This is a genomic window from Neorhizobium populisoli, assembly GCF_019430945.1.
GTDB classification, from domain to species: Bacteria; Pseudomonadota; Alphaproteobacteria; order Rhizobiales; family Rhizobiaceae; genus Neorhizobium; species Neorhizobium populisoli.
Map to the genome: position 1 here is coordinate 77,814 of NZ_JAHYCB010000001.1, position 24,699 is coordinate 102,512.

General features: G+C 60.3%; 26 protein-coding genes and 1 pseudogene. 17 read left to right on the forward strand and 10 right to left on the reverse strand.

The window, feature by feature from the left end:
• Positions 1–173 precede the first annotated feature (173 nt).
• From KX729_RS00365 to KX729_RS00395, 7 genes are read right to left on the reverse strand one after another with little or no spacing between them, the layout of a single operon-like run.
• Positions 174–500 carry a TfoX/Sxy family protein gene (locus KX729_RS00365; RefSeq protein WP_219740482.1) on the reverse strand — a complete coding sequence of 109 codons (327 nt, stop codon included), beginning with the start codon at positions 498–500 and terminating at the stop codon, positions 174–176.
• Positions 501–503: 3 nt separating this feature from the next.
• On the reverse strand, positions 504–2,138 hold the full coding sequence (locus tag KX729_RS00370; protein ID WP_219740483.1) for an NTP transferase domain-containing protein: 1,635 nt from the start codon (positions 2,136–2,138) through the stop codon (positions 504–506).
• A 4-nt stretch (positions 2,139–2,142) separates the two neighbouring features.
• Entirely contained in the window at positions 2,143–2,838 is a 696-nt protein-coding gene (locus KX729_RS00375; protein ID WP_219740484.1) for an XdhC family protein, read from the reverse strand.
• Positions 2,838–3,164 (reverse strand): XdhC family protein, encoded by a 327-nt coding sequence (locus KX729_RS00380; protein ID WP_219740485.1) that lies wholly within the window; start codon positions 3,162–3,164, stop codon positions 2,838–2,840. Before KX729_RS00380 ends, KX729_RS00375 begins: the two co-directional genes overlap by 1 nt.
• On the reverse strand, positions 3,161–4,447 hold the full coding sequence (locus KX729_RS00385; protein ID WP_219740486.1) for a vWA domain-containing protein: 1,287 nt from the start codon (positions 4,445–4,447) through the stop codon (positions 3,161–3,163). The genes KX729_RS00380 and KX729_RS00385 overlap by 4 nt, the downstream gene beginning before the upstream one ends.
• Positions 4,448–4,451: 4 nt before the next feature.
• Positions 4,452–5,381: an AAA family ATPase gene (locus KX729_RS00390; protein WP_219740487.1), complete on the reverse strand. Its 930-nt coding sequence runs from the start codon at positions 5,379–5,381 to the stop codon at positions 4,452–4,454.
• 24 nt (positions 5,382–5,405) lie between these two features.
• Positions 5,406–5,906: a flavin reductase gene (locus KX729_RS00395; protein ID WP_219741172.1), complete on the reverse strand. Its 501-nt coding sequence runs from the start codon at positions 5,904–5,906 to the stop codon at positions 5,406–5,408.
• 290 nt (positions 5,907–6,196) lie between these two features.
• Here KX729_RS00395 and KX729_RS00400 point away from each other — a divergent pair, with 290 nt between their 5' ends.
• From KX729_RS00400 to purB, 4 genes are all read left to right on the forward strand, one after another.
• Entirely contained in the window at positions 6,197–7,255 is a 1,059-nt protein-coding gene (locus KX729_RS00400; protein WP_376775907.1) for a branched-chain amino acid ABC transporter substrate-binding protein, read from the forward strand.
• A 92-nt stretch (positions 7,256–7,347) separates the two neighbouring features.
• Positions 7,348–8,028: a ribulose-phosphate 3-epimerase gene (gene rpe, locus KX729_RS00405; protein ID WP_219740489.1), complete on the forward strand. Its 681-nt coding sequence runs from the start codon at positions 7,348–7,350 to the stop codon at positions 8,026–8,028.
• Positions 8,025–8,774 carry a DUF2259 domain-containing protein gene (locus KX729_RS00410; protein ID WP_219740490.1) on the forward strand — a complete coding sequence of 250 codons (750 nt, stop codon included), beginning with the start codon at positions 8,025–8,027 and terminating at the stop codon, positions 8,772–8,774. The genes rpe and KX729_RS00410 overlap by 4 nt, the downstream gene beginning before the upstream one ends.
• A gap of 137 nt (positions 8,775–8,911) precedes the next feature.
• On the forward strand, positions 8,912–10,219 hold the full coding sequence (gene purB / locus KX729_RS00415; RefSeq protein WP_219740491.1) for an adenylosuccinate lyase: 1,308 nt from the start codon (positions 8,912–8,914) through the stop codon (positions 10,217–10,219).
• A 168-nt stretch (positions 10,220–10,387) separates the two neighbouring features.
• Here the strand turns inward: purB and KX729_RS00420 are convergent, their stop codons facing one another.
• Positions 10,388–11,188, reverse strand: coding sequence for a DUF2189 domain-containing protein (locus KX729_RS00420; protein WP_219740492.1), 801 nt, complete (start codon positions 11,186–11,188; stop codon positions 10,388–10,390).
• A gap of 259 nt (positions 11,189–11,447) precedes the next feature.
• Here KX729_RS00420 and KX729_RS00425 point away from each other — a divergent pair, with 259 nt between their 5' ends.
• A complete protein-coding gene (locus tag KX729_RS00425) occupies positions 11,448–12,002 on the forward strand; it encodes an RBBP9/YdeN family alpha/beta hydrolase (protein ID WP_219740493.1) in 555 nt (184 codons plus the stop codon).
• Between the two features lie 182 nt (positions 12,003–12,184).
• Positions 12,185–14,665, forward strand: a complete 2,481-nt coding sequence (locus tag KX729_RS00430; protein WP_376775890.1) for a sensor domain-containing protein — start codon at positions 12,185–12,187, stop codon at positions 14,663–14,665.
• Positions 14,666–14,745: 80 nt separating this feature from the next.
• On the opposite strand, the gene KX729_RS00435 is transcribed toward KX729_RS00430, so the two are convergent.
• Together KX729_RS00435 and KX729_RS00440 are read right to left on the reverse strand one after the other, a co-directional pair.
• Positions 14,746–15,060, reverse strand: a complete 315-nt coding sequence (locus KX729_RS00435) for a DUF1476 domain-containing protein (RefSeq protein WP_219740495.1) — start codon at positions 15,058–15,060, stop codon at positions 14,746–14,748.
• 144 nt (positions 15,061–15,204) lie between these two features.
• Positions 15,205–15,514: pseudogene (locus tag KX729_RS00440) on the reverse strand (ATPase inhibitor subunit zeta).
• Between the two features lie 245 nt (positions 15,515–15,759).
• Here KX729_RS00440 and purC point away from each other — a divergent pair.
• The 11 genes from purC (at position 15,760) to KX729_RS00495 (ending at position 24,666) form a co-directional block, all read left to right on the forward strand.
• Entirely contained in the window at positions 15,760–16,524 is a 765-nt protein-coding gene (purC, locus tag KX729_RS00445) for a phosphoribosylaminoimidazolesuccinocarboxamide synthase (RefSeq protein ID WP_219740497.1), read from the forward strand.
• 16 nt (positions 16,525–16,540) lie between these two features.
• Complete coding sequence (gene purS / locus KX729_RS00450) at positions 16,541–16,783, forward strand: phosphoribosylformylglycinamidine synthase subunit PurS (RefSeq protein WP_219740498.1); 243 nt, start codon at positions 16,541–16,543, stop codon at positions 16,781–16,783.
• A gap of 87 nt (positions 16,784–16,870) precedes the next feature.
• Positions 16,871–17,551 (forward strand): phosphoribosylformylglycinamidine synthase subunit PurQ, encoded by a 681-nt coding sequence (gene purQ, locus KX729_RS00455; RefSeq protein ID WP_219740499.1) that lies wholly within the window; start codon positions 16,871–16,873, stop codon positions 17,549–17,551.
• A 44-nt stretch (positions 17,552–17,595) separates the two neighbouring features.
• Entirely contained in the window at positions 17,596–17,991 is a 396-nt protein-coding gene (locus tag KX729_RS00460; RefSeq protein WP_219740500.1) for a hypothetical protein, read from the forward strand.
• A 219-nt stretch (positions 17,992–18,210) separates the two neighbouring features.
• A complete protein-coding gene (locus KX729_RS00465) occupies positions 18,211–18,765 on the forward strand; it encodes an acyloxyacyl hydrolase (RefSeq protein WP_219740501.1) in 555 nt (184 codons plus the stop codon).
• 162 nt (positions 18,766–18,927) lie between these two features.
• Positions 18,928–21,135, forward strand: a complete 2,208-nt coding sequence (gene purL / locus KX729_RS00470; RefSeq protein ID WP_219740502.1) for a phosphoribosylformylglycinamidine synthase subunit PurL — start codon at positions 18,928–18,930, stop codon at positions 21,133–21,135.
• 155 nt (positions 21,136–21,290) lie between these two features.
• Positions 21,291–21,974, forward strand: coding sequence for a hypothetical protein (locus tag KX729_RS00475; RefSeq protein WP_219740503.1), 684 nt, complete (start codon positions 21,291–21,293; stop codon positions 21,972–21,974).
• Between the two features lie 103 nt (positions 21,975–22,077).
• Positions 22,078–22,314: a BolA family protein gene (locus KX729_RS00480; RefSeq protein ID WP_219740504.1), complete on the forward strand. Its 237-nt coding sequence runs from the start codon at positions 22,078–22,080 to the stop codon at positions 22,312–22,314.
• A gap of 26 nt (positions 22,315–22,340) precedes the next feature.
• On the forward strand, positions 22,341–22,874 hold the full coding sequence (locus KX729_RS00485; RefSeq protein WP_219740505.1) for a hypothetical protein: 534 nt from the start codon (positions 22,341–22,343) through the stop codon (positions 22,872–22,874).
• Between the two features lie 107 nt (positions 22,875–22,981).
• Positions 22,982–23,314 carry a Grx4 family monothiol glutaredoxin gene (grxD, locus tag KX729_RS00490; RefSeq protein WP_219740506.1) on the forward strand — a complete coding sequence of 111 codons (333 nt, stop codon included), beginning with the start codon at positions 22,982–22,984 and terminating at the stop codon, positions 23,312–23,314.
• 146 nt (positions 23,315–23,460) lie between these two features.
• The gene (locus KX729_RS00495; RefSeq protein ID WP_219741173.1) at positions 23,461–24,666 is read left to right on the forward strand and encodes a multidrug effflux MFS transporter; all 1,206 of its coding nucleotides are present in this window, start codon (positions 23,461–23,463) and stop codon (positions 24,664–24,666) included.
• Positions 24,667–24,699 lie beyond the last annotated feature (33 nt).

A 24,699-nucleotide genomic window follows, 5' to 3' on the forward strand; every position in this document is an offset into this window, starting at 1 on the left:
ATGAAAATCGCTTTTCAGAAATCTGGACGCAATTTCTATCGATCTCTCGAAGAACTACATCCCCCAGTACGAGAGGATAATAAGCCTGCCTTAGTGTTTTGGACAACCCCCGAAATCTAGCACTGTGGCTGCAATACATCCCCGTGGTGATTTTCCGCTACGTCATACAGCCGTCATGACTTCGCATTCACGCGCTCGGCAGCTTCGAACGCGAGTCGCGCCCATTTGCGCATCTCGTCTGGATCGTCGAACGCTTCCTCTGGGATAGTCCAATAGGGCATGGGCACCGCCGTGCCCTTCTTGTTTTCGTAAACCCATTGGCGTGCGCCGGCAGCCGCGAATTCCGGGCCGCTGACTTCGTCCGCCTTCAACATAATCTCGTCGCGCAGATCGACCGCGATGATCAGGCCCTGGTGGTAGATGCCCTTGCCGCCGAACATCCGGCGGATCGAGACCGGGCCGAGCCCTTCGAACATTTCCTCAATGCCGGCATTGTCCATCACTTACCCCTTCAATACGCCGCCTGCGGCCGTTACCGCTTCGGGCGTATCGACATCGAGATGCGCCGCCGGTCCGATGTCAATATCGATCACAGACAGGCCGGAATTTTCAATAAGCGCGCGGGCACCGACATCGCCTTCGAGCCGGAGCACCGCATCATAGGCAAGTCTCGGCAGGATGATCGGGTTGCCGCGTTTGCCATCCGACACCGAGCGGACGACGACACCACCGCCGGCTTCGCGAAATGCCCTCACCAACAGGTCGATATGCGCGGTCGTGACGCCCGGCATATCGGCGAGCATGACCAGCACGCCATCCCTGGAGGAAAGCTCCGGCACGGAAAAACCACGAACCAGTGAGCTTGCCATGCCCGAAGCATAATCCGGATTGAAATAGCTGCCGATGGCAAGGCCGGACAATGCAGCCTCAATCTCTTCGCGGCGGTGGCCGGTGATGGCAACGACCGGTGATGCCTGCGACGCAAGCAGCATCTGGGCAGAACGTCTGGCGAGCGGAACGCCATCGAATTCCGCCAGCAGCTTGTGCGGTCCGTCCTTGCCCATGCGGCTGGCGCGGCCGGCGGCGAGCATCAAGCCTCCAACCGACAACTCGGTCGCCTTTGCCTTGGGATTATCGCGCGGCAGCGGCCGTGTGGGAATCTCCATCAACAGGCCGCCGACACCCATGCCGGTGAGATCGAAGGAGGTCGGGGTTTCTCCGGCCATCAAGCGGTTCAGAACCCAGTCGAAGCCGTTTTCCTTCGGCGAGCGGGCGCAACCCGGCGCACCGAGGACAGGAACGTCGCCGATACGGCCGAGAACCAGAAGATTGCCGGGATCGACCGGCATGCCGACATGCTCCACTTCGCCGCCGGCACGACGGATCGCGGCGGGAATAACATCGTCCGGATCCGCCACAGCGGAAGCGCCGAAGACGATAATCATAGCCGGCTCATTAATTTCATAAGGCTTAAGTTCCTGCAAAACCTCACTCAAACGATCGGACGAGTGCGGAATCCGGATCTCTTTTGTTAGCCGGCTACCTGAAATGGCGAGGCGCTGCTCAAGCAGGCGCGCGGTACGATCCATTACCGAAGTCTTCAGCGATGGCAGCTCGGTTGCAACCAAAGTCACCGCGCGGGGATGGAAAGCCTTTACCTCGAACGCCGTCGATTCTGCCAGAAGCGCTGTGGCCTGATCGATCTTTTTGCGGCCGACCGCCAACGGAATGATCTTCACCGTGGCGACCATGTCTCCGGCACGCACCGCCACATGGTCGGCAAGACAGGCAAGCGTGATCGCCGGGTCGATGCGGTTCAGCCCATCGACAACGGCCTTGTCGGCCACGAACAGGCCATCGACTCTCGCATAGATATTCACCCGGCCAGTCGTCGCCTCCGAGAAGCGCAAATTATCCGGCGCGATCGCTGCGGCGATGGTCGCGGCCGCCTCATCTTCCAGAATGTCGCCATCATCGAGCCGCACCGCAACGACGGAATTGACCCCCTCGCCGGCAAGACGCGCGATATCGTCGGCCGACAGGATCTCGCCTTTCGAGAGACGGCCGGCGGGCAGCCTTATGCTATGGGCCAGCACCACGCCTTCGGCTTCGGCAAGTTCGAATGTCCCGTATTTCATCAGGTCACCTTGTGGCGACAAGGTCGCGGCGGCGGAAGGCCTGGACGATCTGGGAAAGCGTCGCGAGCGCAATCTCGGCCGGGCTGGCGGCACCGATATCGAGGCCGATCGGGGCGGCGATGCGGCCGATTTCGTTATCAGTGCGGCCCATTTCCTTCAGCCGCTCGACACGTTTGGCGTGGGTCTTGCGGCTGCCGAGCGCACCGACGTAGAAACAGCCGGCTTTCAGGGCTTCCGACAATGGAAAATCGTCGATCTTCGGGTCATGGGTGACCGCCGCAAGCGCCGTATAGGCATCGAGCGGCCTGCCTTTCAGAACGTCCTCCGGCCAGTCGGCGATCAGCTCGACGCCGTGGAAACGTTCCTCGGTGGCAAAGGCCGTACGCGGATCGATGATGGTGAGATCGTAGCCCGCCACCGGCGCCATTTGCGCCATCGCCTGGCTGATATGCACGGCGCCGATCACCACGATGCGCGGCGGCGGCAGATGGGCGTTGAGAAACAGCGCCTTGCCTTCGACCTCAGCAGTCGTCGCCTTGCCGCTGCGCAGCGCCTTGCCGACTTCTTCGCCGAGTGGGCCGGCGACCGTCTCACCCTCGACGATCACCTCGACCTTGCCGCCGGCAAGATCGGTGACGACGACGGCGGCGCGGCGGTCCTGGCGGGCCGCATTCAGCTTCGTCAATGTATCGAGCTGCATCAGCCGAGCCTTTCCACGAAAACACGGATACGACCACCGCAGGAAAGGCCGACGCGCCATGCCGTTTCGTCGGCGACGCCGAATTCCAGCATTTTGGATTGGCCGCTTTCGATGACGTCGAGCGCCTCGGTGATGACCGCGCCTTCGACGCAGCCGCCGGAGACGGAGCCTTCGAAATTGCCCTCGCCATCGATGACGAGATGACTGCCGGCGGGACGCGGAGCAGAACCCCAGGTCTCGACGACAGTAGCGATCGCCACGTCGCGGCCCGCGGTCTTCCAGTTTTCAGCAGTCAATAGCGGGTCGAGAGTTTCGGTAACAGTCATGCCACCCTCCTCATGTCGAGATATCGCCGTGGATCGGCATTCTTTGTATGATCATCCGACAATGCCTTGGCAAGATCGGCAAGCGACTGCAGATTGTGGACGGCGCGAAATTCATCCACATGCGGCAGCATGGCGCGCACGCCTCGGGCACGAGCTTCAAACCCGTCGAAGCGCAAAAGCGGGTTCAGCCAGATCAGACGGCGACAGGAGCGATGCAGCCGGTCCATTTCCTTTTCCAGCTCTTCGACGCCTTCGCGCTCCAGTCCATCGGTGATCAAAAGCACGACAGCGCCTTGCCCCAGAACACGGCGCGACCAGAGCCGGTTGAACTCGGCAAGCGTCGCGCCGATCCGGGTGCCGCCGGACCAGTCACGGACAGCACCGGTGCAGGCGGCCAGCGCTTCGTCCGGATCGCGGCGACGCATCTGGCGGGTGACGTTGGTCAACCGCGTGCCGAACAGGAAGGTGTGGACGCGGGTGCGCTTTTCCGTCAGCGCGTGCAGGAAATGCAGGAAGATGCGGGTGTATTGGCTCATCGAGCCGGAAATATCGGCGAGAACGACGAGCGGCGGCGGCGCGAGTTTTCGTTCTCTAAACTTCGGTAGGATGAGGTCACTGCCGCTTTTCATCGCCTGGCGCATGGTGGCGCGCGGGTCGATCACCGGTGGGTGACTTGAGGCACGGAAGCGGCGCATCACGACCTTGTCGAGCGGCAGAGCGAGTTTCTGAAGCTCGCGCCGGGCCTGCGCCAGTTCGGCGGCCGTCATCTGGGCAAAGTCCTGCCGTTTCAGGATTTCGCTGGCAGACGTGGTGAAGCGGGAATCGATTTCGATTTCCGGCGGCTTGCGGTTCGGGCGCTCCGGCTGATCGGCGGTCAAGGCATCGCTGACACGGGTGGCGCCGGCCTTCTGCTTTTCCCGCTCGCGATTGTCAGTCGCCTTCGGCGACATCATCGCGATCATCTTGCCGACCAGATCGCGCGAGCGCCAGAACAGTTTGAACGCTTCGTCGAAGACCGGCTGGTCCTCATGGCGCTTCACGAAGACGGCAGACAACGCCGCATGGAATTCCTCGCGCGAGCCCATGCCGATCGCGTCGACGGCTGCAATCGCATCGGCGGCAGCGGCCGGGCCGGTCTTCAGTCCGGCGCGACGCAGGACGCGGGAGAAATAGACGATGTTTTCCGCAAGTCGGCCTTCAGGGGTGAAAGACACAACGGGCTCATCGCCGCCGGCCGGGACCGGCGAAACAATCACTCCGTCCTTGTCCAAACCAGTCGCCATAGCCCTATCCCGTTGCGTGCAGTTCAGCCTTGACTTCGGACAGCACGCGCTCACCCTCGCCGGCTTTCACGCGGGCGATATCGTCCTGGTATTTCAACAGCGTTCCGAGCGTATCGGCGATGGTTTCCGGATCGAGCGCGATGCGATCGAGTTCGGTAAGCGCGGTTGCCCAATCGATGGTTTCGGCGACGCCGGGGTTCTTGAAGAGGTCGAGGCGGCGCAGTTTCTGCACATAGGCCACCACCTGCCGCGACAGGGTCTCGGCGCATTGCGGCACCTTGCGGCGGATGATTTCCAGTTCCTGAGCCGCATCCGGATAATCGACCCAGTGATAAAGGCAGCGCCGCTTCAGCGCGTCATGAATTTCGCGGGTGCGGTTGGTGGTGATGATGACGATCGGCGGCTCCTCGGCCTTGATCGTGCCGAGTTCCGGAATGGTCACCTGGAAATCGGAGAGCACTTCCAGAAGGAAGGCTTCGAAGGCCTCGTCTGTGCGGTCAAGTTCGTCGATGAGGAAAACCGGAGCCGGACCGCCCTTTTCGCCAAGCGCCTGCAGGACGGGGCGGCGGATCAGGTGGCGTTCGGAAAACAGGTTGGTTTCGATCGCCTTACGGTCCTTGACACCAGCGGCTTCCGACAACCGGATGTCGAGCATCTGCGCAGGATAGTTCCATTCGTAGACGGCAGACGAAATATCGAGGCCTTCATAACATTGCAGGCGGATCAGCGGGCGGTCGAGCGCCTTGGCCAAAGTCTTGGCGATCTCGGTCTTGCCGACGCCGGCCTCACCTTCGAGGAAAAGCGGTCGCTTCATCTTCAGCGCCAGGAAAATCACCGTCGCGAGCGACCGGCCGGCAAGGTAATCCTCTCCCCCCAGCATGGCGACAGTCTCGTCGATGGAAGCGGGCAAGGCGCGCGTTTTTCCTTCGGACATCATTCATTCCTCTCGAACGGCGTTCTATAATGTATGAAAGCCGCGGTCCAGATAGATGAGCGAGGGATTGGCCTCGCCGAAATACATTGCCTTCACCTCACCGAACATCACGAAATGCGTCGAGACGCGTTTGATGTCGGTCAGCCGGCAATCGAAGCTGACGACGGCATCGGCGAGTACGGGCGCACCGGTTTCCAGCACTTTCCAGTCCGCAATGCCGAACCGTTCTTCGGCCGGCACGCCGCTCAGGCCCGCAAAGGCGGTTGCCAGCGACTGATGGTGCGCGGCAAGCGAGTTCAGCGCAAAGACGCCGCTTTTCTCGAAGATCGCGTTGTTCACATTGCTGCCGTTCAGGCAGACGAGCACGGTCGGCGGATTGTCCGAAACCGAACAGGCGGCCGTCACGGTCACGCCGCGCCTCACACCCTCGAATTCCGTCGTCACCACCTGTACATGGCCCGCATATCGCGCCATTCCGTTGCGATAGAGGATTGGATCGAGGAGAGGTTTGTCCGGCAAGGGCATTCCCAATGGCATTGGATATCTGTCGGTGACTGCAATGTCCGGATGCCGCTTGATGGCGACCGTTCATTCACATGTCACAACCTTCGCCAAGATATGGTGGCAATTATGCCTGATGTCCACGCCAGCTGGAGCTTTTTACCGGAAACGGTTCGACGCGATGGGCGATTCCCTTTGACGGATGCGCAGGGAAGGCTAAATGTCATTTCGGATCAAAGAATTCCCAGGCTGAATGCCGGGGTCGGAATACCAGGAAAAGCATGACAGCACGACGTTTTCTCATCGCCGGATTGCTGGCTTCGTTGCTCGGATGCGGCCCATTCCTCGGGTATGCGCCGGCATCGGCTGCGGTGATCGGCGTGGTGGCGCCAAAATCCGGTCCTTACGCCCCACTCGGCGCGCAGGTTTTCCAAGGGGCGCGGGCAGCGGCGGAAGCCGCCGGCGACACCGTTATCGAGATCGATGAAAGCTGCGACGAGGCAGGCGGCGTTGCCGTGTCAAAGGGACTTACGGAGGCGAAGGCCGCCGTCGCCATCGGCTTCCTCTGCGTCGAGACATTGTCCACCGCCCTGCCCCAGCTCAAGGCATCCCAGATTCCGGCCATCACTCTTTCGGTACGCTCCAAGATCCTGATGGAAGACACGCTGCGTAACGGCTGGCCTTTCTTCCGCATGGCACCGGCCGAAGGCATGGAAGCTGCAAAACTGTCCGAAACGATCCTTGCCATCTGGAAGGCGGAGCCGATAGCCATTGTCGAAGACGGCACGATCTATGGGCGTGAACTGGCAAGCGCCATCCGCCAGCGCCTCGAACCGATGGGCATGCAGCCGATCTTTACCGATACGTTCCGTCCCGGACAGGAACAGCAGGTGGCACTGGTGCGCCGGCTTGCCAAGGCAGGCGCCACGCATGTCTTCGTCGGCGGCGATCGCAACGACGTGTCGATCATCGCCCGCGATGCGGCATCGGAGAACATTCCTTTGTCGATCATTGCCGGCGACACGATGCGGGCCGCGAACCGTCCGGTGACGCTGCGTGACGGCGTGATGGCAGTTGCCTTGCCCGACTATTCCGTACTTCCTTCCGCCGGCGCGGCAGTCGCGGCGCTGCGGGCGAAAAACATCGACCCGGACGGCTATATGCTGCCGGCCTATGCGGCGACGGAACTGGCGCATCAGGCGATCATCGCCTCGGCGGGAAAGCCTGCAATGGCTGCGATCGCAAGCGGCAGTTTCAATACCGCCATCGGCACGATCGCCTTCGACAAGAGCCATGAACTGAAGAACAATCCCTTCCGGTTGCTGGAATGGCGCGGCTCGACGCTGGTGCTTTCGCATCCCGCCACGGAGTAAGATTCGTCGCGGGCAATTGTCCCCCGGCAAGCGGGATGCTAGAGGCGTTTCCGGGCTCTTGGGAGAGCCGACAACAGGAGATCTTTTGCCCCATGACAACCCTGCCGATCCGAATTGCCCCATCCATTCTCGCCGCCGACTTCTCAAAGCTCGGACAGGAAGTGAAGGATGTCGTGGATGCCGGCGCGGAATGGGTGCATCTCGATGTCATGGACGGCCATTTCGTGCCGAACATTTCCTTCGGGCCTGACGTCATCAAGTCGCTGCGGCCTTATACGACCGCCTTTTTCGATTGCCATCTGATGATCTCGCCGGCCGACCCCTATCTCGAAGCCTTTGCCAAGGCCGGCTGCGACGGCATTACCGTGCATGCGGAAGCCGGTGCGCATCTGCACCGCTCGCTGCAGACCATCCGCGCGCTCGGCAAAAAGGTTGGCGTGACGCTGAACCCGGCGACGCCGCTTTCGGTCATTGAGAACGTACTCGACGACGTCGACCTGATCCTGATCATGAGCGTCAATCCGGGCTTCGGCGGCCAGAAATTCATTCCGGCGATGAACGACAAGATCCGCGCCGCAAAGGCGATGATCGGCAACCGCCCGATCGAGCTCGAAGTCGATGGCGGCATCACCGCGGACACGATCGGCGCTGCAACAAAGGCTGGGGCTAACGTGTTCGTGGCCGGTTCTGCGGTTTACAAGGGCGATGGAATCGCTGCCTATCGGGACAATATCGCGCGGCTCAAGACCGCAGCAGAGGACGGGCGCAGATGAAGTGGAGCTTGCGATCTTCCATCCCGGCATGTGCGGCGATCTTTTTCGCCGGCTCCGCATCGGCGGGCGATATCGCAAGCATGCGCTCGATCGGATTTTCCTCCGACGGCCAGACTTTCGCTTATGAGGAATATGGCGTTCAAGACGGCTCCGGCTTTCCCTATGCCAATATCTACGTTCTCGATCTTTCCAAGGACACGTTCCTGCCCGGCACGCCGTTTCGCGTCCGGCTGGAGAACGAAGGCGCAAGCGTCGCCAAGGCGCGCTGGCAGGTCCGCAACGATGCGGATGTAATGATCGAGACGCACGAATTCGTCAATCATCCAGCTGAAATCCTCGCCTACAACCCGATCACCGATGTCGATGGCGACGCGCACCGCATACGCTATCGCAGCGTCTCGGCCCTGCCGGCCATCGGCGAGCCCAATACGCTGGTCCTGGAGGAATCGCCCGAGCCGCCGGATACCGCCTGCGAAGGCATCGTCGAACGGACCGCGTCTTTCCGACTGCGTTTTACCGAGCGTGACGGCAAGCCGGTCAGTCAGGTCGTTCATGACGACGAGCACGTGCCGGCCTCGCGCCGTTGTGTCACCAGCTACAGACTTGGCGGCATCATGAGCGGCACGACGCCGCGCGGCGCGAAAGTCGAAGTCGCCATGGTGCTGGTGTTGAGCGCCGGTTTCGAAGGGCCGGATGGCCGTTGGATCGCTGTGCCGATCAAGACCATTTCGCCAGACCTGCAATAGGCCTGCTTGAAAAAGCTAACCCTGAAAATTGCGGATTTGGTCCGCAAACTTGAGCTTACCGCCTGTTCCTGTTACAGCGGCGGCGATATTCCATACCGCCTTCCTTGGCCGACTTTCCTGTAGGATACGACAAGCCCATGATCCCCCGTTATTCGCGGCCTGAAATGGTCGCCATCTGGTCGCCCGAAACCAAGTTCCGCATCTGGTTCGAGATCGAGGCACATGCCTGCGACGCGCTGGCCGCGATCGGCGTCATTCCGAAATCGGCTGCCGAGACCATCTGGGAAAAAGGCGGCAAGGCGGAGTTCAACGTCGCCCGCATCGACGAAATCGAAGCCGTCACCAAGCATGACGTCATCGCCTTCCTGACGCATCTGGCCGAATTCGTCGGCCCGGATTCGCGTTTCATCCACCAGGGCATGACCTCTTCCGATGTGCTCGACACGACATCCAACGTCCAGCTCGTCCGCGCCACCGATATCCTGATCGCCGGCATCGATCGGGTGCTTGCGGCGCTCAAGACCCGAGCTTTCGAGCACAAGGATACGGTCCGCATTGGCCGCAGCCATGGCATCCATGCCGAGCCGACGACAATGGGCCTGACCTTCGCCCGCTTCTATGCGGAGATGGACCGTAACAAGACGCGTCTGCTAGAAGCTCGCGAAGAGGTCGCGACCTGCGCGATCTCCGGCGCTGTCGGCACGTTCGCCAATATCGATCCGCGTGTCGAAGAACATGTCGCCGCCGCTCTCGGCCTGAAGCCGGAACCGGTCTCGACGCAGGTCATCCCGCGCGACCGTCACGCGATGTATTTCGCGACGCTCGGCGTCATCGCCTCGTCGATCGAAAACGTCGCGATCGAGATTCGCCATATGCAGCGTACCGAGGTTCTGGAAGCGGAAGAGTTCTTCTCGCCGGGCCAGAAGGGTTCGTCGGCCATGCCGCACAAGCGCAACCCGGTCCTGACGGAAAACCTGACCGGCCTCGCCCGCCTCGTGCGCATGTCGGTGGTGCCGGCCATGGAAAACGTAGCGCTCTGGCATGAGCGCGACATCAGCCATTCGAGCGTCGAGCGCGCCATCGGCCCGGACACGACCGTCACCCTGGACTTCGCACTGAACCGGCTTGCCGGTGTCATCGAGAAGCTGGTGATCTATCCGGAAAACATGCTAAAGAACATGAACAAGTTCAAGGGCCTGGTCATGAGCCAGCGCGTTCTTCTGGCGCTGACGCAGGCGGGTGTTTCGCGTGAAGACAGCTATCGTCTCGTGCAGCGCAACGCGATGAAGGTGTGGGAAGAAGGCAAGGATTTTCTCGAGGAATTGCTGGGCGACCAGGAAGTGCGCGCCGCACTTTCGGAAGCCGACATTCGCGAGAAATTCGACCTAGGTTATCACACCAAGCATGTCGATACGATCTTCAACCGGGTGTTCGGCGAAGCCTGATAGGTTTCGTTGCAGGTAAGTTTTGAATCCCCGGCCGCTCGCGCAGCCGGGGATTTTTGTTGGGGCTATACTCGCCAAAAACTCAACGTCATCCTCGCCCTTGTGGCAAGGATCCAACCACCTTTTCTCAGACTCTACGTCCCTGTTTGGCGAGACGCTTCGCCCCTCTCAAGCCGCAGGTATCACCAGCCGGCGATAAAGATGCCAGGTCGAATGGCCGAGGATCGGCATGATGACCGCGAGCCCGGCGAAGATCGGGATCGTGCCGACGACCAGAAGTGCGGCGACGATCAGGCCCCAGAGCGCGACCGGCACCGGATTGGCAAGTGCTGCGCGGACACTGGTTTCTATCGCCACCCCGGCACCGACGTCACGATCCAGCATCAGCGGGAACGCGACAACGGTCGTTGCCAGCACCACGACCGCGAAGACGAAGCCGATCAGGTTGCCCCAGATTATCATCGATATACCCTGCGAGGTAGTCAGTACATCGGAGACGAAAGCGCCGATCGAGGCCGGTGCGGTGTCGCCGAAATACGCGGTGTAGAGCGCCTGCGCGATCAGCAGCCATGCGACGAACAGCACGACCAGGAAGAAACCGACCGCCAATATCGACGGCATGGCCGGCGAATGACGGACGTCAAGCGCATGACGCCAGGACGTGTCTTCGCCCATTTCACGACGGCGGCTGATCTCGTAAAGGCCGATCGCCGCGATCGGGCCGAGCAGCGCGAAACCGGACATCAGCGGAAACAGGAGCGGCATGAGATTGGCGCCGGTGCTCCAGACGGCCAGGAATATGCCGGCAATCGGATAGATCAGACACAGAAAGACGTAATGCGACGGCCTCTCCATGAAGTCGTTCCAGCCGAGCCTCAGCGCCTCGCGAACATCCTCGACGCCGATCTTCCTCACTGCGGGGCGCAATAACCCTTCATGGGCGCCGGCCATGACATGAAATGCGGTCATAGAGCTTCTCCTCATCGCTTCTGCCACGGCAGCGCCTCCCCAGCGCATGCCCCCCGATACATGATAGACGTGGCAATCGTTGAAAACCCGGTCCGCCGACAGGCGGGATCGGCAACATATCATAGGGCCGCGTGCCGGTGCATTTCGGCTGGCAGAAGCCGAGAAGCTTCAGCAATCGGCAGAGAAACCATAGCAAATTTTATAACCGCTGTCGCCTCCCGCCTTGACTTCCGAGCCTTCGCCCCTCACATCGCGCCGCATGAAAGCATCCGAAGCCGATATTCTGATCATTCCCGGTTATACTAATTCCGGACCGACCCACTGGCAGACCCGCTGGGAACAGAAGCTCGCGACCGCGCGACGCGTGGAGCAGGCCGAATGGTCGAAGCCCGTCAAGGAAGACTGGGTCGCAAAGATCGCCGAAGAGGTGAATGCCTGCGAGCGTCCGGTCGTCCTGGTTGCCCATTCGCTGGGTATTCCTTCCGTCGTGCATGCCGTTCCACTGTTCAAGAAACCGGTGGCCGGTGCGTTCTTCGTTGCCCCGCCGGAGGTCGACAACCCGGCAATCCGCCCAAGACACCTGACGACGTTCGGCCCCTACCCGCGCGATCCGCTGCCGTTTCCGACCTTGACCGTTGCAAGCCGCAACGATCCCTTCGGTTCATATGAGCATGCGGACGACATCGCTGCCGCGTGGGGATCGCTGCTGGTCGATGCCGGCGAATCCGGTCATATCAATGCAGAATCTGGACATGGGCCGTGGCCGGAGGGTACGATGGTCTTTGCCCAATTCCTCAGCCGCCTCAAAGCATAGGCTATTCCGACCGCTTGCCTCCAAATTGCCCGGGTGTATTAATTCGAACGGCAATCTTAAGTCGGATTTAATTGGCGATTGCTAAATTGAGGCCTCAACTTTTGTGAGCCAGGCCGGTGCCAATGCCCTCGAATGCAGCTCCACGCCCCCAAGATCCCGCCGCCGGAGGCGAGATCGGCATCGTGAAGACTTTGTTCGAAACAGTGCCTTTTCCCGTCGCCGTGGTCGATGAGAACGGTGCATTCCTCTTCCACAACGAGACCTTCGACCGGGATTGGCTGGAGGGCAACCGCAAGCCCGAAACATTCGCAGAGATCTTCGACACGGACGGCTGCGAGCAGCTGCGCAACGCCCTTCGCGACTGCGGCGAAGACAATGTGGGCAAAATCGTCGAGTTGCGGCTTTCAGCGGCCGACGGCACGATCCGCTGGGCGCTGGCATCGCTTTCGCCGCTTGGCCGAAGCCTGAGAGGCCGGCTGCTGACGGCCGTGCATCTCTCCGATATTTCCGAGCGGAAACAGCAGATCGAGGATCTCGCCGATCGCGAGAGCCGCTGGAACAACGCGCTGGTCAGCTCCGTCTCCGGCGTCTGGGACCACAATTACGCGACCGGCCAGAAATATTATTCGCCGACCTGGCGCAAGATTCGCGGGCTCGCACCCGAGGACCCGCTGGCGGCAAGCACGGAAGAATGGCTGCAACTCGTGCATCCGGATGACCGGGACTACGTCATCCACGCCATGGCGCGCCAGAATGCCGGGGACCCGGACTATACGGTTTTCGAATATCGAGAGCGCCACAAAAAAGGGCACTGGATCTGGATCTTGTGCCGCGGCGCCTGCGTGGAATGGGACGAGACCGGCAAGGCGACACGGGTCGTCGGCACAGACACGGATATCAGCGGTCGCAAGGCTGCTGAAGAAGCCATGGCGAGGATGTCTCGCCGCCTCGATATGGCACTCGAAATTTCCGGTATCGGCGTCTACGAATCCGATTTTGAAACCGGTCAGGTGGATTGGGACGAGCGGATGTTCCGCATCTACGGCATGGAAAAGACCGAGGAGGTCGTGATTGGCGGCCTCTGGGAAAGCTTTCTCCATCCCGATGATGCCGCACGCGTGCAGGCCAATGTTCTCGACAATATCGAGGCGGGTAAACGCTTTTCAGACCAATACCGGGTCATCCTGCGGGACGGCACCGAACGGGTGGTCCGCACCCGGACCATGTCCTTCATCGACAGCAACGGCCACAAGAAAATGGTCGGCGCCAATTGGGATGTGACGGCCGATGTCATGCTGCATCGTGAGCTCGAGCGCGCCAAGACGCTTGCCGAAGCCCGTAACCGCGAACTCGAAACGGCCCGTATCCGCATCGAGCACAATGCGATGCACGACTATCTCACCGATCTGCCAAACCGGCGTTATCTCGACGAGATGCTCGACCGGGTGGCGGCGGAGTGCAACCGATCGGGAGAAGGCATCGCCATCCTCCATATCGATCTCGACCGTTTCAAGCAGATCAACGATACGCTCGGCCACAGCGCCGGCGACATGATGCTGAAACATGCTGCCAGAACCCTGAAAACGAGCCTGCGCGAAGGCGATTTCGTTGCCCGCATCGGCGGCGACGAGTTCGTCATCCTGTCGAAATTCCAGGGCTCACCGCGCAAGCTGTCGCATTTTGCGGACCGCATCATCCGGGAATTGCGCAAACCGGTTTCCTACGAAGGGCATGATTGCCGGTTCGGTGCCAGCATTGGGATCGCCTGCGAAACCGGTCGTGACATCGACGCGCGGCAATTGCTGCTTAACGCCGATATCGCGCTCTATCGCGCCAAGCATAGCGGCCGCAACCGCCATGAATTCTTCTCGGCCGATACGCAGAACGAGATCATCAGCACCAAGCGGCTTTCCGACGAAATCCTGATTGCGCTGGAGCGCAACGAGTTCATTCCGTTCTACCAGCCTCAGTTCGATGCGAAGACACTCAACATTGCCGGCGTGGAAACGCTGGCGAGATGGATGCATCCGGAGCAGGGCCTGCTGACGCCGGACAAGTTTCTCTACACCGCCGAAGAACTGGATGCCGTTTCCGCCATCGATGCGATGATCCTGGAAAAGGCGCTTGAAGACTTTCGCGGCTGGAGAGAGGGCGGGCTGAAGATTCCCAGGCTTTCCGTGAATGTCTCCTACCGGAGACTTCATGATGCCGCCCTGCCCCGCAAGCTCAAGAAGCTGGATATCGAACCCGGCACCGTATCCTTCGAGCTGCTGGAGTCGATCTTCCTGGACGACAGCGGCGACGATGCAGCTAAAAATCTGGCCCGCCTGCGGAAACTCGGCATCGGCATCGAGATCGACGATTTCGGCACAGGCCATGCGTCGATCATCAGCCTGATGCGGCTCACTCCGGATGCGCTGAAGATCGACCGCGAGTTGGTGCGGCATGTGGTGCAGTCGTCCAAGCAGCGCAAGCTGATCGGCTCGATCATCGATATCGGCAAGTCGCTCAATATCAAGGTGGTCGCCGAAGGCGTCGAAACGGCCGACCATGTACGCATCCTGCGCGATCTCGGCTGCGACCGCCTCCAGGGTTATGCCCTGGCCCGCCCGATGCCGCCTTCCGCCCTTGCGGATTTCATTCGCGCCGAAAGCTGGCGCTAAGCTGTTAAACCGCCAAAGCGCAAAACGACGAAAGCCGCGCCCGGCCGGACGCGGCTTTCTTTAGATCGGCAATGGACCGATTACTGCTGTTCGATCTGGGCGACCGCCTCGGTGAGCAGGTCGATCATCTTGGTGCGAATGTCCTGATCGGACACCGATACGCCGCCGGCATCGAAATCGCCGCGCAGCTTGCGGAAGACGTCCTCGTCGCCGGCTTCTTCAAAATCGGCAACCACGACTTCCTTGGCATAGGCTTCGGCGTCGGCCTTGCCGAGCAGGCCAGCGGCCCACAGGCCAACGAGCTTGTTGCGGCGGGCAACCGCCTTGAACTTCAGGTCCTGATCGTGGGCGAACTTGTTTTCGAAGGCTTTTTCGCGATCGCTGATGCCAGCCATATAGGGTCTCCCAAAAGTAAACTCTCGTTCGACCCCATAATCAAAATGGGGGCCGAGTGCAATCGGCGGCAGCGGAAAACCCGCGCCGCCGGCATGAAATCTGGATGACAATTACCGGAGGTAGTCGTCAGGCGGTCCGCAGGATCAGGCGCGCTCCATTTCCCCGACCACGTCGAGAAGCAGATCGTGCATCTTGGTCTGCAGTTCGTCATCGAGAACCGTGACACCCGCCACGTCGAAATCGTGACGCAATTTGCTGGCTATGTCGTGCGCAGCCTTGTCATCGAGCGTCGAAAACACCAGATCCTTCGCGTAAGCGCCGGCATCTGCAACACCGATCAAGGATGCGGCCCAGAAGCTTGTTGCGGCGTGATTCCGCACGGAACTGAAAGGTCTGTTCATAGGCGAATTTATCTTCCAGGGCTCTGCCCCGGTCACGAAGAGCGTACACCATTATTGTTCCCTGCTTTTGTTGTTTATTACTGTCCGTTTCATTTGGGACGTCGTGATTGATACAGAAAAAGCTTTCATAATGGGTGTAGCCTCAGGCTGAATGATTCCTGATTGCGCTTCGTCAAAACCACCTCGCCCCCAAGCCATTCGGAGGCCCGCATTGTGAAATCCGATCTTTTCCGATAAGGGACCGCTCAATCGTCATCCATTGCGCCCGCGAGGGGCGCCAACAACGAGATAAAAATCATGAACCGTCGCCGCCGTATCTACGAGGGCAAGGCCAAGATCCTGTATGAAGGCCCCGAGCCGGGAACGCTGATCCAGTTCTTCAAGGACGACGCCACCGCCTTCAACAAAAAGAAGCATGATGTCATCGACGGCAAGGGCGTTCTCAACAACCGCATTTCCGAATACCTCTTCACCCATCTGAACAAGATCGGCATTCCGACGCATTTCATCCGCCGGCTGAACATGCGCGAACAGCTGATCAAGGAAGTGGAGATGATTCCGCTCGAGATCGTCGTGCGCAATGTCGCCGCCGGCTCGCTCTCCACCCGCCTCGGCATCGAGGAAGGCGTGGTCCTGCCGCGCTCGATCATCGAATTCTACTACAAGTCGGACCAGCTGGCCGATCCGATGGTGTCGGAAGAGCACATCACCGCTTTCGGCTGGGCAAATCCGGCCGAACTCGATGACATCATGGCGCTCGCCATCCGCGTCAACGACTTCCTGTCCGGCCTCTTCCTCGGCGTCGGAATCCAGCTTGTGGATTTCAAGATCGAATGCGGCCGCCTGTTCGAAGGCGACATGATGCGCATCATCCTCGCCGATGAGATCTCTCCCGACAGCTGCCGCCTTTGGGACATGGAGACGAAGGAAAAGATGGACAAGGATCGTTTCCGGCAGGACCTGGGCGGTCTTGTGGAAGCTTATTCCGAAGTTGCCCGTCGTCTCGGAATCATCAATGAAAACGAACCTGTCCGCGGCACCGGCCCGGTTCTCGTCAAGTAATATTGGGGGTATATCAGTGATCAAGGCACGCGTGACGGTCACGCTCAAGAACGGCGTTCTCGATCCGCAGGGCAAGGCCATCGAAGGCGCCCTCGGCAGCCTCGGTTTTGCGGGCGTCGGCCAGGTGCGTCAGGGCAAGGTCTTCGACCTCGAACTCGACGGCGCCGACAAGGCGAAGGCCGAAGCCGACCTGAAGGCGATGTGCGAGAAGCTGCTCGCCAACACGGTCATTGAGAACTACTCCATCGCTCTCGATTGAGAGCCCGTTACGGAGCCTTCGGGCTCCGAAGCACTTTCTGGAACCGCCTCGGACGCAATCCGAGGCCTTTGAGGTTTAAGCCGCCCCATGAAATCCGCCGTCGTCCAGCTTCCCGGTCTCAATCGCGATCGCGACATGATCGCCGCACTCACGAAGATTTCCGGCAAGGCGCCGATCACCGTCTGGCAGACCGAAACGGATATCGCCGACGACGTCGATCTGATCGTCATTCCGGGCGGCTTCTCCTATGGCGACTATCTGCGCTGCGGCGCGATCGCGGCCCGCATGCCGATCATGCAGGCGATCAAGGACAAGGCCGAAAAGGGCGTCAAGGTTCTCGGCGTCTGCAACGGCTTCCAGATCCTCGTCGAGGCTGGCATGCTGCCGGGCGCTCTGATGCGCAATTCCTCGCTGAAGTTCGTGTGCAAGGAAGTGAAGCTCGAAGTGGTCAATGCCGAGACCGACTTCACCCGCGCCTATGAAAAGGGCCAGGTCATTCGTTGCCCGGTCGCCCATCACGACGGCAACTATTTCGTCGATTCGGAAACGCTGGCCGGCATGGAAGACCGTGGAGAGGTCGTGTTCCGTTATGCCGACGGCACCAATCCGAACGGCTCGATGAACGATATCGCCGGCGTCATGAACAGCCGCGGCAACGTGCTCGGCATGATGCCGCATCCGGAAAACCTGATCGAAATGGCCCATGGCGGCAGCGACGGCCGCGGCATTTTCGCTTCGGCGCTGGATGTGATCGCCGCAACCGCCTGACAGTGATTTCTGTCCTCCACTCGACAACACCATACAGGTCGCTGATGTCCCGTTCTTATCGCCTTTCCGCCGTTCTTTGCCTTTCTGCGGCGGGAATGATGCTTGCCGCCTGCCAGTCGGAGCGTCCGTTGTCATCCCCGAATCGGGCGGCATTGCCGACGATGGAACGCGTGGCGCTGGCTGCCAATGCCTGCTGGTTCAAGTCGCAGGATCCGGCCTTCAAGGACTATCGCCTGGCACCGGAGCTCAACTCGTTCTCCGGCCGCCCGCGCATTCTGGCAGTTCCGCGGCACAGCCCGGAATCGCGCCCGATGCTCGTCGTCCAGGCCGAGGGCAATCCGGCAAAGCTGGATGCATTCGGGCCCCTCATGGATGGTGCAAACAGCGAGAGAATCAAGCGCGACGTGCTGCGTTGGGTCGGCGGAGCCAGCGGTTGCTAAACCCGCATCGGCGGCCACGTCTTCTGACATAAATCTGTTGCAAACCTGCACCGTGGTCATCGAAATCTCCTGTTTCCGGAGAGCCCCTTTAAGTCCTTCTTAAACTTTGCTGGACGGACTCTTTTCATAGGAATAGCAGTTGTCACATCGGAGAAGGGCGGGTCGCTTTGTCGTGATTCGCACCGACCGCAAAACGCGGGCCGCATTGGGACGTTGTGAATGAAAAGCACAGTATTCGCATTGGCAACCGGGGCGACCCTTGCCAGCCTGGTTTCGCCTGCTTCTGTCTTTGCGCAAGAACACCTGCTTGATGAAGTGCGCGTCGGCCTCTCCGGATCGATCCAGAAGGGCAAGACGTTCGAGCCCGGCGTATTTCCGTCCGCTACCGTTTTCTTCGACCCATTCGACCAGCGTCATGCCCAGAGCTTCTTCGACCATATGCTGCGGCCGCGCGTTCATGTCGGTGCGATCCTCTCCACGACCGGCGGCGCAAACCAGGCCTATGCCGGTTTTACCTGGACGGTTCCGCTTGGCGAAAAGTTCTTCATCGATCTCGGCTTCGGCGGGTCGGTGACCGATGCAAGCCTGGACGACCCGAGCAAGCGCCCGGTCGTCGGCTGCCGTTTCAATTTCCACGAGTCGGCCGGGCTCGGTTACAACATCAATCAGAACTGGCGCGTGCTTGCGACCGTCGAGCATTCTTCGAATGCGGATCTGTGCGACGAAAACGATGGACTGAGCTACGCGGGCCTCTCGGTCGGCTACAAGTTCTGAACGAACGAAAAATGCCAAAAGGAAGCGCCGGAGATTTCCGGCGCTTTTTGTTTTTGCCGGCTCCGTCATCTGAACGTTGCACGGCAGCATTTTCCTGTCGCACCTTTCGGCGACATAGGCTAAAGAGCGGCCAAAGCTTGGCCCTTCAATCCAGAGAAGATCATGACCATTCCGAACAGTATCGCGATTACCCCTGAACTCGTCGCCTCCCACGGCCTGAGGCCCGACGAATATCAGCGGATCCTCGATCTGATCGGCCGTGAGCCGACCTTCACAGAGCTCGGCATTTTCTCCGCCATGTGGAACGAGCATTGCTCTTACAAATCCTCCAAGCGCTGGCTGCGCACGCTACCGACCAAGGGTCCGCGCGTTGTGCAGGGACCGGGTGAAAATGCCGGCGTCGTTGATATCGATGATGGCGACGTTGTTGTCTTCAAGATGGAGAGCCACAATCACCCGTCCTATATCGAACCCTATCAGGGTGCGGCGACCGGTGTCGGCGGCATCCTGCGCGACGTCTTCACCATGGGCGCCCGCCCGATCGCTGCGATGAATGCGCTGCGCTTCGGCGCTCCGGATCATCCGAAGACCAAGCACCTCGTCTCCGGCGTCGTTGCCGGCGTCGGCGGTTACGGCAATTCCTTCGGCGTGCCGACGGTCGGCGGCGAAGTCGAATTCGATCCGCGTTACAACGGCAATATCCTCGTCAACGCATTCGCAGCCGGCCTTGCCAAGTCTGACGGCATTTTCCTGTCGCAGGCCAAGGGCGTCGGACTTCCGGTTGTCTACCTCGGTGCCAAGACCGGTCGCGACGGCGTCGGCGGCGCCACGATGGCATCCGCAGAATTCGACGAGTCGATCGAAGAGAAGCGCCCGACCGTTCAGGTCGGCGATCCTTTCACGGAAAAGTGCCTGCTGGAAGCCTGCCTCGAGCTGATGGCGACCGGCGCAGTCATCGCCATCCAGGACATGGGTGCTGCCGGCCTCACCTGCTCGGCGGTCGAAATGGGCGCCAAGGGCGACCTCGGCATCGAGCTTAACCTCGATCAGGTTCCGGTGCGCGAAGACCGCATGACGGCCTATGAGATGATGCTGTCGGAAAGCCAGGAGCGCATGCTCATGGTTCTGCAGCCGGAAAAGGAAGAGGTCGCCAAGGCGATCTTCGTCAAATGGGGTCTCGATTTCGCGATCGTCGGCAAGACGACCGACGACTTGCGCTTCCGCATTCTGCATCAGGGTGAAGAAGTCGCGAACCTGCCGATCAAGGAACTGGGCGACCAGGCGCCGGAATACGACCGCCCCTGGGTTCAGTCGACGGCGCGCGCCGCCCTGCCCGCTTCGCAGGTCGAAGCACCTTCCGACTACAACGACGCTCTCCTGAAGCTCGTCGGCTCCGCCAACCAGTCCAGCCGCCGCTGGGTCTGGGAACAGTATGATACGCTGATCCAGGGCAATTCGCTGCAGCGCCCGGGTGGCGATGCCGGCGTGGTGCGCATCGAACATCATCCGACCAAGGCGCTCGCCTTCTCCTCCGACGTCACCCCGCGTTATGTCGAGGCCGATCCGTTCGAAGGCGGCAAGCAGGCCGTTGCCGAATGCTGGCGCAATATCGTCGCGACCGGCGCCGAGCCGCTTGCCGCGACCGACAACCTCAACTTCGGCAATCCGGAAAAGCCGGAAATCATGGGCCAGCTCGTCGGCGCCATCAAGGGTATCGGCGAGGCGTGCAAGGCGCTCGACTTCCCGATCGTTTCCGGCAACGTCTCGCTCTACAACGAGACGAACGGCGTCGCGATCCTGCCGACCCCGACCATTGCCGGCGTCGGCCTACTGCCGGACTGGCAGAAGATGGCGAAGATCGGTTCTGCCAAGGACGGCGACAAGCTGATCATGATCGGCACCGATGGCAGCCATCTCGGCTCGTCCATCTACCTGCGCGACATTCTCGGCCGGATCGACGGCCCGGCGCCGGAAGTCGACCTGAAGGCCGAACGCCGCAACGGCGATTTCGTGCGCTCGACAATCCGTAACGGCCAGGTGACCGCCTGCCACGACATTTCCTCGGGCGGCCTCGCGCTGGCACTGGTCGAAATGGCAATGGCGTCTGGCAAGGGCATGAAGATCACTCTGACGGACAAGCGCGGCCCGGCACATGCGCTGCTCTTCGGCGAAGACCAGGCGCGTTACGTCATCGCCGTGCCGGCCGATCTCGCCAATTTCGTTCAGGCCAATGCCGAAAATGCCGGCGTGCCGTTCCGCGCGCTCGGCACGGTTTCCGGTGACCGCGTCATCGTCGATACGTTGATCGACGTCGGTGTTGCCGATCTTTCCAAGGCCCACGAGGCCTGGTTCCCGGCCTTCATGAACTGATCCGGAAAATAGCGTCCAAACGGCGCGATATCCGACGAACGGCGGCCCAGTGCCGCCGTTTGCTTTTGCACACGCTTTCAGCGCCAAGGGGTTGAAGCAGCTTTCCCCCGGGCGTATGCATCTGGATTTACTGAAATGAAAAATTAGGCGCACACATGATCAAGCCGATAATGGCCTGGTTGCGGTCATCGGGCCCGACCTGGCAATATAACCGCATCTGGCTGGATGCGCTGATCGCAACCCTGTGCTTCAACGTCATCGCCTACGTGATCTTTTCGAGGATGGGTTACACCACCTTCGAAATATTCGAGGAGGACGGGCCTATCGAAGACCTTCAGTCCCTGTCTCTTGCGATCACCGCCCTGCTTGCCGGCCTGGCGTTCTTCAGAACGCGGGTGCTGGCACGATACGTCGCCGTGACGACGGCCTGCATCGCGTTTGTCTTCTTCATGCGCGAGATGCCAATATGCCGGGGAACTACGACAGTTTTTTGTGTGTCGAAGACCGGTCTGCCGATTTTTATCGGGCTTGCGGTACTAGTCCTGCTGATCGCAACGATTTTCTTCGAACTTCGCCATCGCGGCGGCATCCTGCGGGCCATCCATCCACGCCTTTCCTGGCCGCTCGGACTGATCGCATTCGTGCTGGCGGCCAGTCAGGCCTCCGAACATTTCGACATCGTGACGGCCGAGGAAAGCCTCGAATCCTATGGTTTCATGATCCTCACGATGAGCGCCGTCTGGCTGTTCCGGTTTTCACGAAAGCAGCCGGTCGAACCGCTCAAAGTGCGGGCGCGCGCCGGTTTCCACAAGCTGATGCATCCTTTGTCGCATCCTTGAGAAGACTGCCTGTCATCCAGCTTTGACCCGGGCCACGCTTTGAGGCACTGTGCCCTTTAGAAGAATTCCGCGAATCCGCGGAGAGGAATAAAGGGAAGACATCATGCCCATGCGACCCGGCGAAATCGAAGACATGATCAAAGCCGGCCTTCCCGGCGCCAAGGTCACCATCCGGGATCTGGCGGGCGATGGCGACCATTACGCCGCAGAGGTCGTCGCCGAACAGTTCCGCGGCAAAAGCCGCGTTCAGCAGCACCAGATGGTGTACGAAGCCCTAAAGGGGAATATGGGCGGCGTCCTGCATGCGCTCGCGCTGCAGACATCCGCACCCGCCGAATGACTCCTGTGGTGAGAGCGGTCCAATTTATGGCCGTGGCATTGGGCGCGTTCGTTATCGCCGGCCCGGGATTTACCCAGGAAGTCGAATGCCACGACAACAACGAATATTTCGTCGCTTCCAAAACCCATAGCGGCGATGCCGGTGCCCAATTTGCGATCACGGCACTTAACGGGAAACCCAAGCCCGGCAAATGCGCTTTCGATGCAAAAAAGGCCGACTTCGTGATCGGCAAGCCGGGCGATCCTTTGTGGTTCTCCGCCCAGGCGCGCAACCTGCTGATCCTTTCGCGCTCCACAGGTCCGCAAGGCGACCTGGTCGTCTATGATCTCAAGGCCCGCAAATCCGTGCTCGACGTGCCTTCGGACGATTTTGCGGTCGAGGCCGGCAAGCTCGTTTTCTGGCAGCGCAGCACCACAACGGCGACCAAAAAGAACTGCCCGAGCTTTGCGGAAAACGAGAAGAACGGCATGGGTTCGGTGATTTCCGTTCAAAAGGCCTTCGACATCAAGACCGGTAGCGTGCAGGAACTCGGCAAGAACCGTTGCGACGCGACACAATAAGCGTCATAAGCCGGCTTATTCCGCTGGAATTCCGTTGGCCGCGTTGCTATTTAAGCGGAATGACGCAGCCGCAGCGGTCCTTGAAACCGCATGTGAAAGGATAGGATATGAGCGTTCAAGATTTTATCGCCAATGAAGTGAAGACCAATGACGTGGTTCTCTTCATGAAGGGTACGCCGCAGTTTCCGCAGTGTGGCTTCTCCGGTCAGGTCGTTCAGATTCTCGACTACCTCGGCCTCGACTACAAGGGCGTGAACGTTCTCGCCGACGCCGAGATCCGCCAGGGCATTAAGGACTATTCCAACTGGCCGACCATCCCGCAGCTTTACGTCAAGGGTGAGTTCGTTGGCGGTTGCGATATCATCCGCGAGATGTTCCAATCAGGTGAACTGCAGACTCACATGCAGGAACAGGGTATCGCCGTTCGCGGCGCCGCCTGACATTTTCCGGGCGGCCCTCAATTTCATCCAGGGCCTGCTGAAATCAAAGATATTTTCAAGGCGCCGCTCCCACGGCGCCTTTGACGTTGTTTAGGAAACTGCCCGTGACAAATTCTTCACAAACGGCCCCGGACCGCCTGCGCGGCATGGGACGCGCCGAATTCATCGCCATGATGGCAATGCTGATGGCCCTCAATGCTCTCGCCATCGATATCATGCTTCCCGGCCTTCAGGAAATCGGCGCTTCGCTCGGCGTGATGGAAGAGAACCACCGCCAATATGTGGTTTCGGCCTATGTGTTCGGGCTGGGCTCCATGCAGCTTCTCTGGGGACCACTTTCCGATCGTTTCGGCCGGCGCAAGCCGATGATCTTCGGCGTTATCGTCTATGTGATCTGCGCCATCGGCATCGTTGTTGTGCCGTCATTCGGCGCCATGTTGCTGCTTCGCTTCGTTCAAGGCGCCGGCGCGGCGGCAACGCGGGTCATTACCGTATCGATCGTGCGCGACGTTTTCGGCGGCCGCGCCATGGCGGAAGTTATGTCGCTGATCATGATGACCTTCATGGTCGTGCCGGTCATCGCGCCTGGGACCGGTCAGATGATCATGGTTGTCGGCAACTGGCACCTGATCTTCCTGTTCATGGCCATCGTCGCATCCTGCATCGGCTTCTGGATGTATTCGCGCCTGCCGGAGACGCTCGATCCCGCCGATGTGCGGCCGTTCACGCTCTCCGTCGTCATGGACGGGTTCCGAATCGTTCTGACCAACCGCATCGCGCTCTGCTATACGCTGGCCAGCACCGTCATTTTCGGCGCCATGTTCGGCTTCATCAACTCGGCGCAACAGGTCTATGTCGGCATCTACCATCTCGGCTACTGGTTCCCGGTGGCCTTCGCGGCCGTCGCGGTCTTCATGTCGACCGCATCGTTCCTGAACTCTCGGTTCGTCGGACGATTCGGCATGCGGCGCCTGTCGCACGGCTCGCTCCTGGGCTTCCTGACCATCAATTTCCTCTGGATGATGGTGCAGATCTTCGGCCCGCAGCCGATGCCGTTCCTGCTGTTCCTGGCGTTCTTCGGGCTCGCCATGTTCCAGTTCGGCTGGATCGGCGCGAACTTCAACTCGCTCGCCATGGAGCCGCTCGGTCATGTCGCCGGTACGGCATCCGCCGTTCTCGGCTTCATGAGCACGGTCGGCGGTGCGCTGATCGGCCTCTCGATCGGCCAAGCCTTCAATGGTACGGCCCTGCCGTTGGTCGCGGGCTTCTTCACCGTTTCGGTCATCGGCCTGATCTTCGTGCTGATCGGTGAAAAGGGAAAACTGTTCCAGCCGCACAATCCGCGGATCTGACGATCCGCCCATCCCCAAACATGAAAAAGGCCG

Coding starts and splice junctions, on each gene's coding strand:
- purB (WP_219740491.1), top strand. CDS start 8,912: ATGATCCCCCGTTATTCGCGGCCTGAAATGGTCGCCATCTGGTCGCCC.
- KX729_RS00410 (WP_219740490.1), top strand. CDS start 8,025: ATGAAGTGGAGCTTGCGATCTTCCATCCCGGCATGTGCGGCGATCTTT.
- KX729_RS00435 (WP_219740495.1), bottom strand. CDS start 15,060: ATGGCTGGCATCAGCGATCGCGAAAAAGCCTTCGAAAACAAGTTCGCC.
- KX729_RS00480 (WP_219740504.1), top strand. CDS start 22,078: ATGCCCATGCGACCCGGCGAAATCGAAGACATGATCAAAGCCGGCCTT.
- KX729_RS00495 (WP_219741173.1), top strand. CDS start 23,461: ATGGGACGCGCCGAATTCATCGCCATGATGGCAATGCTGATGGCCCTC.
- purC (WP_219740497.1), top strand. CDS start 15,760: ATGAACCGTCGCCGCCGTATCTACGAGGGCAAGGCCAAGATCCTGTAT.
- KX729_RS00385 (WP_219740486.1), bottom strand. CDS start 4,447: ATGGCGACTGGTTTGGACAAGGACGGAGTGATTGTTTCGCCGGTCCCG.
- rpe (WP_219740489.1), top strand. CDS start 7,348: ATGACAACCCTGCCGATCCGAATTGCCCCATCCATTCTCGCCGCCGAC.
- KX729_RS00370 (WP_219740483.1), bottom strand. CDS start 2,138: ATGAAATACGGGACATTCGAACTTGCCGAAGCCGAAGGCGTGGTGCTG.
- KX729_RS00375 (WP_219740484.1), bottom strand. CDS start 2,838: ATGCAGCTCGATACATTGACGAAGCTGAATGCGGCCCGCCAGGACCGC.
- KX729_RS00365 (WP_219740482.1), bottom strand. CDS start 500: ATGGACAATGCCGGCATTGAGGAAATGTTCGAAGGGCTCGGCCCGGTC.
- KX729_RS00380 (WP_219740485.1), bottom strand. CDS start 3,164: ATGACTGTTACCGAAACTCTCGACCCGCTATTGACTGCTGAAAACTGG.
- KX729_RS00475 (WP_219740503.1), top strand. CDS start 21,291: ATGATCAAGCCGATAATGGCCTGGTTGCGGTCATCGGGCCCGACCTGG.
- grxD (WP_219740506.1), top strand. CDS start 22,982: ATGAGCGTTCAAGATTTTATCGCCAATGAAGTGAAGACCAATGACGTG.
- purL (WP_219740502.1), top strand. CDS start 18,928: ATGACCATTCCGAACAGTATCGCGATTACCCCTGAACTCGTCGCCTCC.
- KX729_RS00425 (WP_219740493.1), top strand. CDS start 11,448: ATGAAAGCATCCGAAGCCGATATTCTGATCATTCCCGGTTATACTAAT.
- KX729_RS00420 (WP_219740492.1), bottom strand. CDS start 11,188: ATGACCGCATTTCATGTCATGGCCGGCGCCCATGAAGGGTTATTGCGC.
- KX729_RS00390 (WP_219740487.1), bottom strand. CDS start 5,381: ATGTCCGAAGGAAAAACGCGCGCCTTGCCCGCTTCCATCGACGAGACT.
- KX729_RS00465 (WP_219740501.1), top strand. CDS start 18,211: ATGAAAAGCACAGTATTCGCATTGGCAACCGGGGCGACCCTTGCCAGC.
- KX729_RS00485 (WP_219740505.1), top strand. CDS start 22,341: ATGGCCGTGGCATTGGGCGCGTTCGTTATCGCCGGCCCGGGATTTACC.
- purQ (WP_219740499.1), top strand. CDS start 16,871: ATGAAATCCGCCGTCGTCCAGCTTCCCGGTCTCAATCGCGATCGCGAC.
- KX729_RS00460 (WP_219740500.1), top strand. CDS start 17,596: ATGTCCCGTTCTTATCGCCTTTCCGCCGTTCTTTGCCTTTCTGCGGCG.
- KX729_RS00395 (WP_219741172.1), bottom strand. CDS start 5,906: ATGCCCTTGCCGGACAAACCTCTCCTCGATCCAATCCTCTATCGCAAC.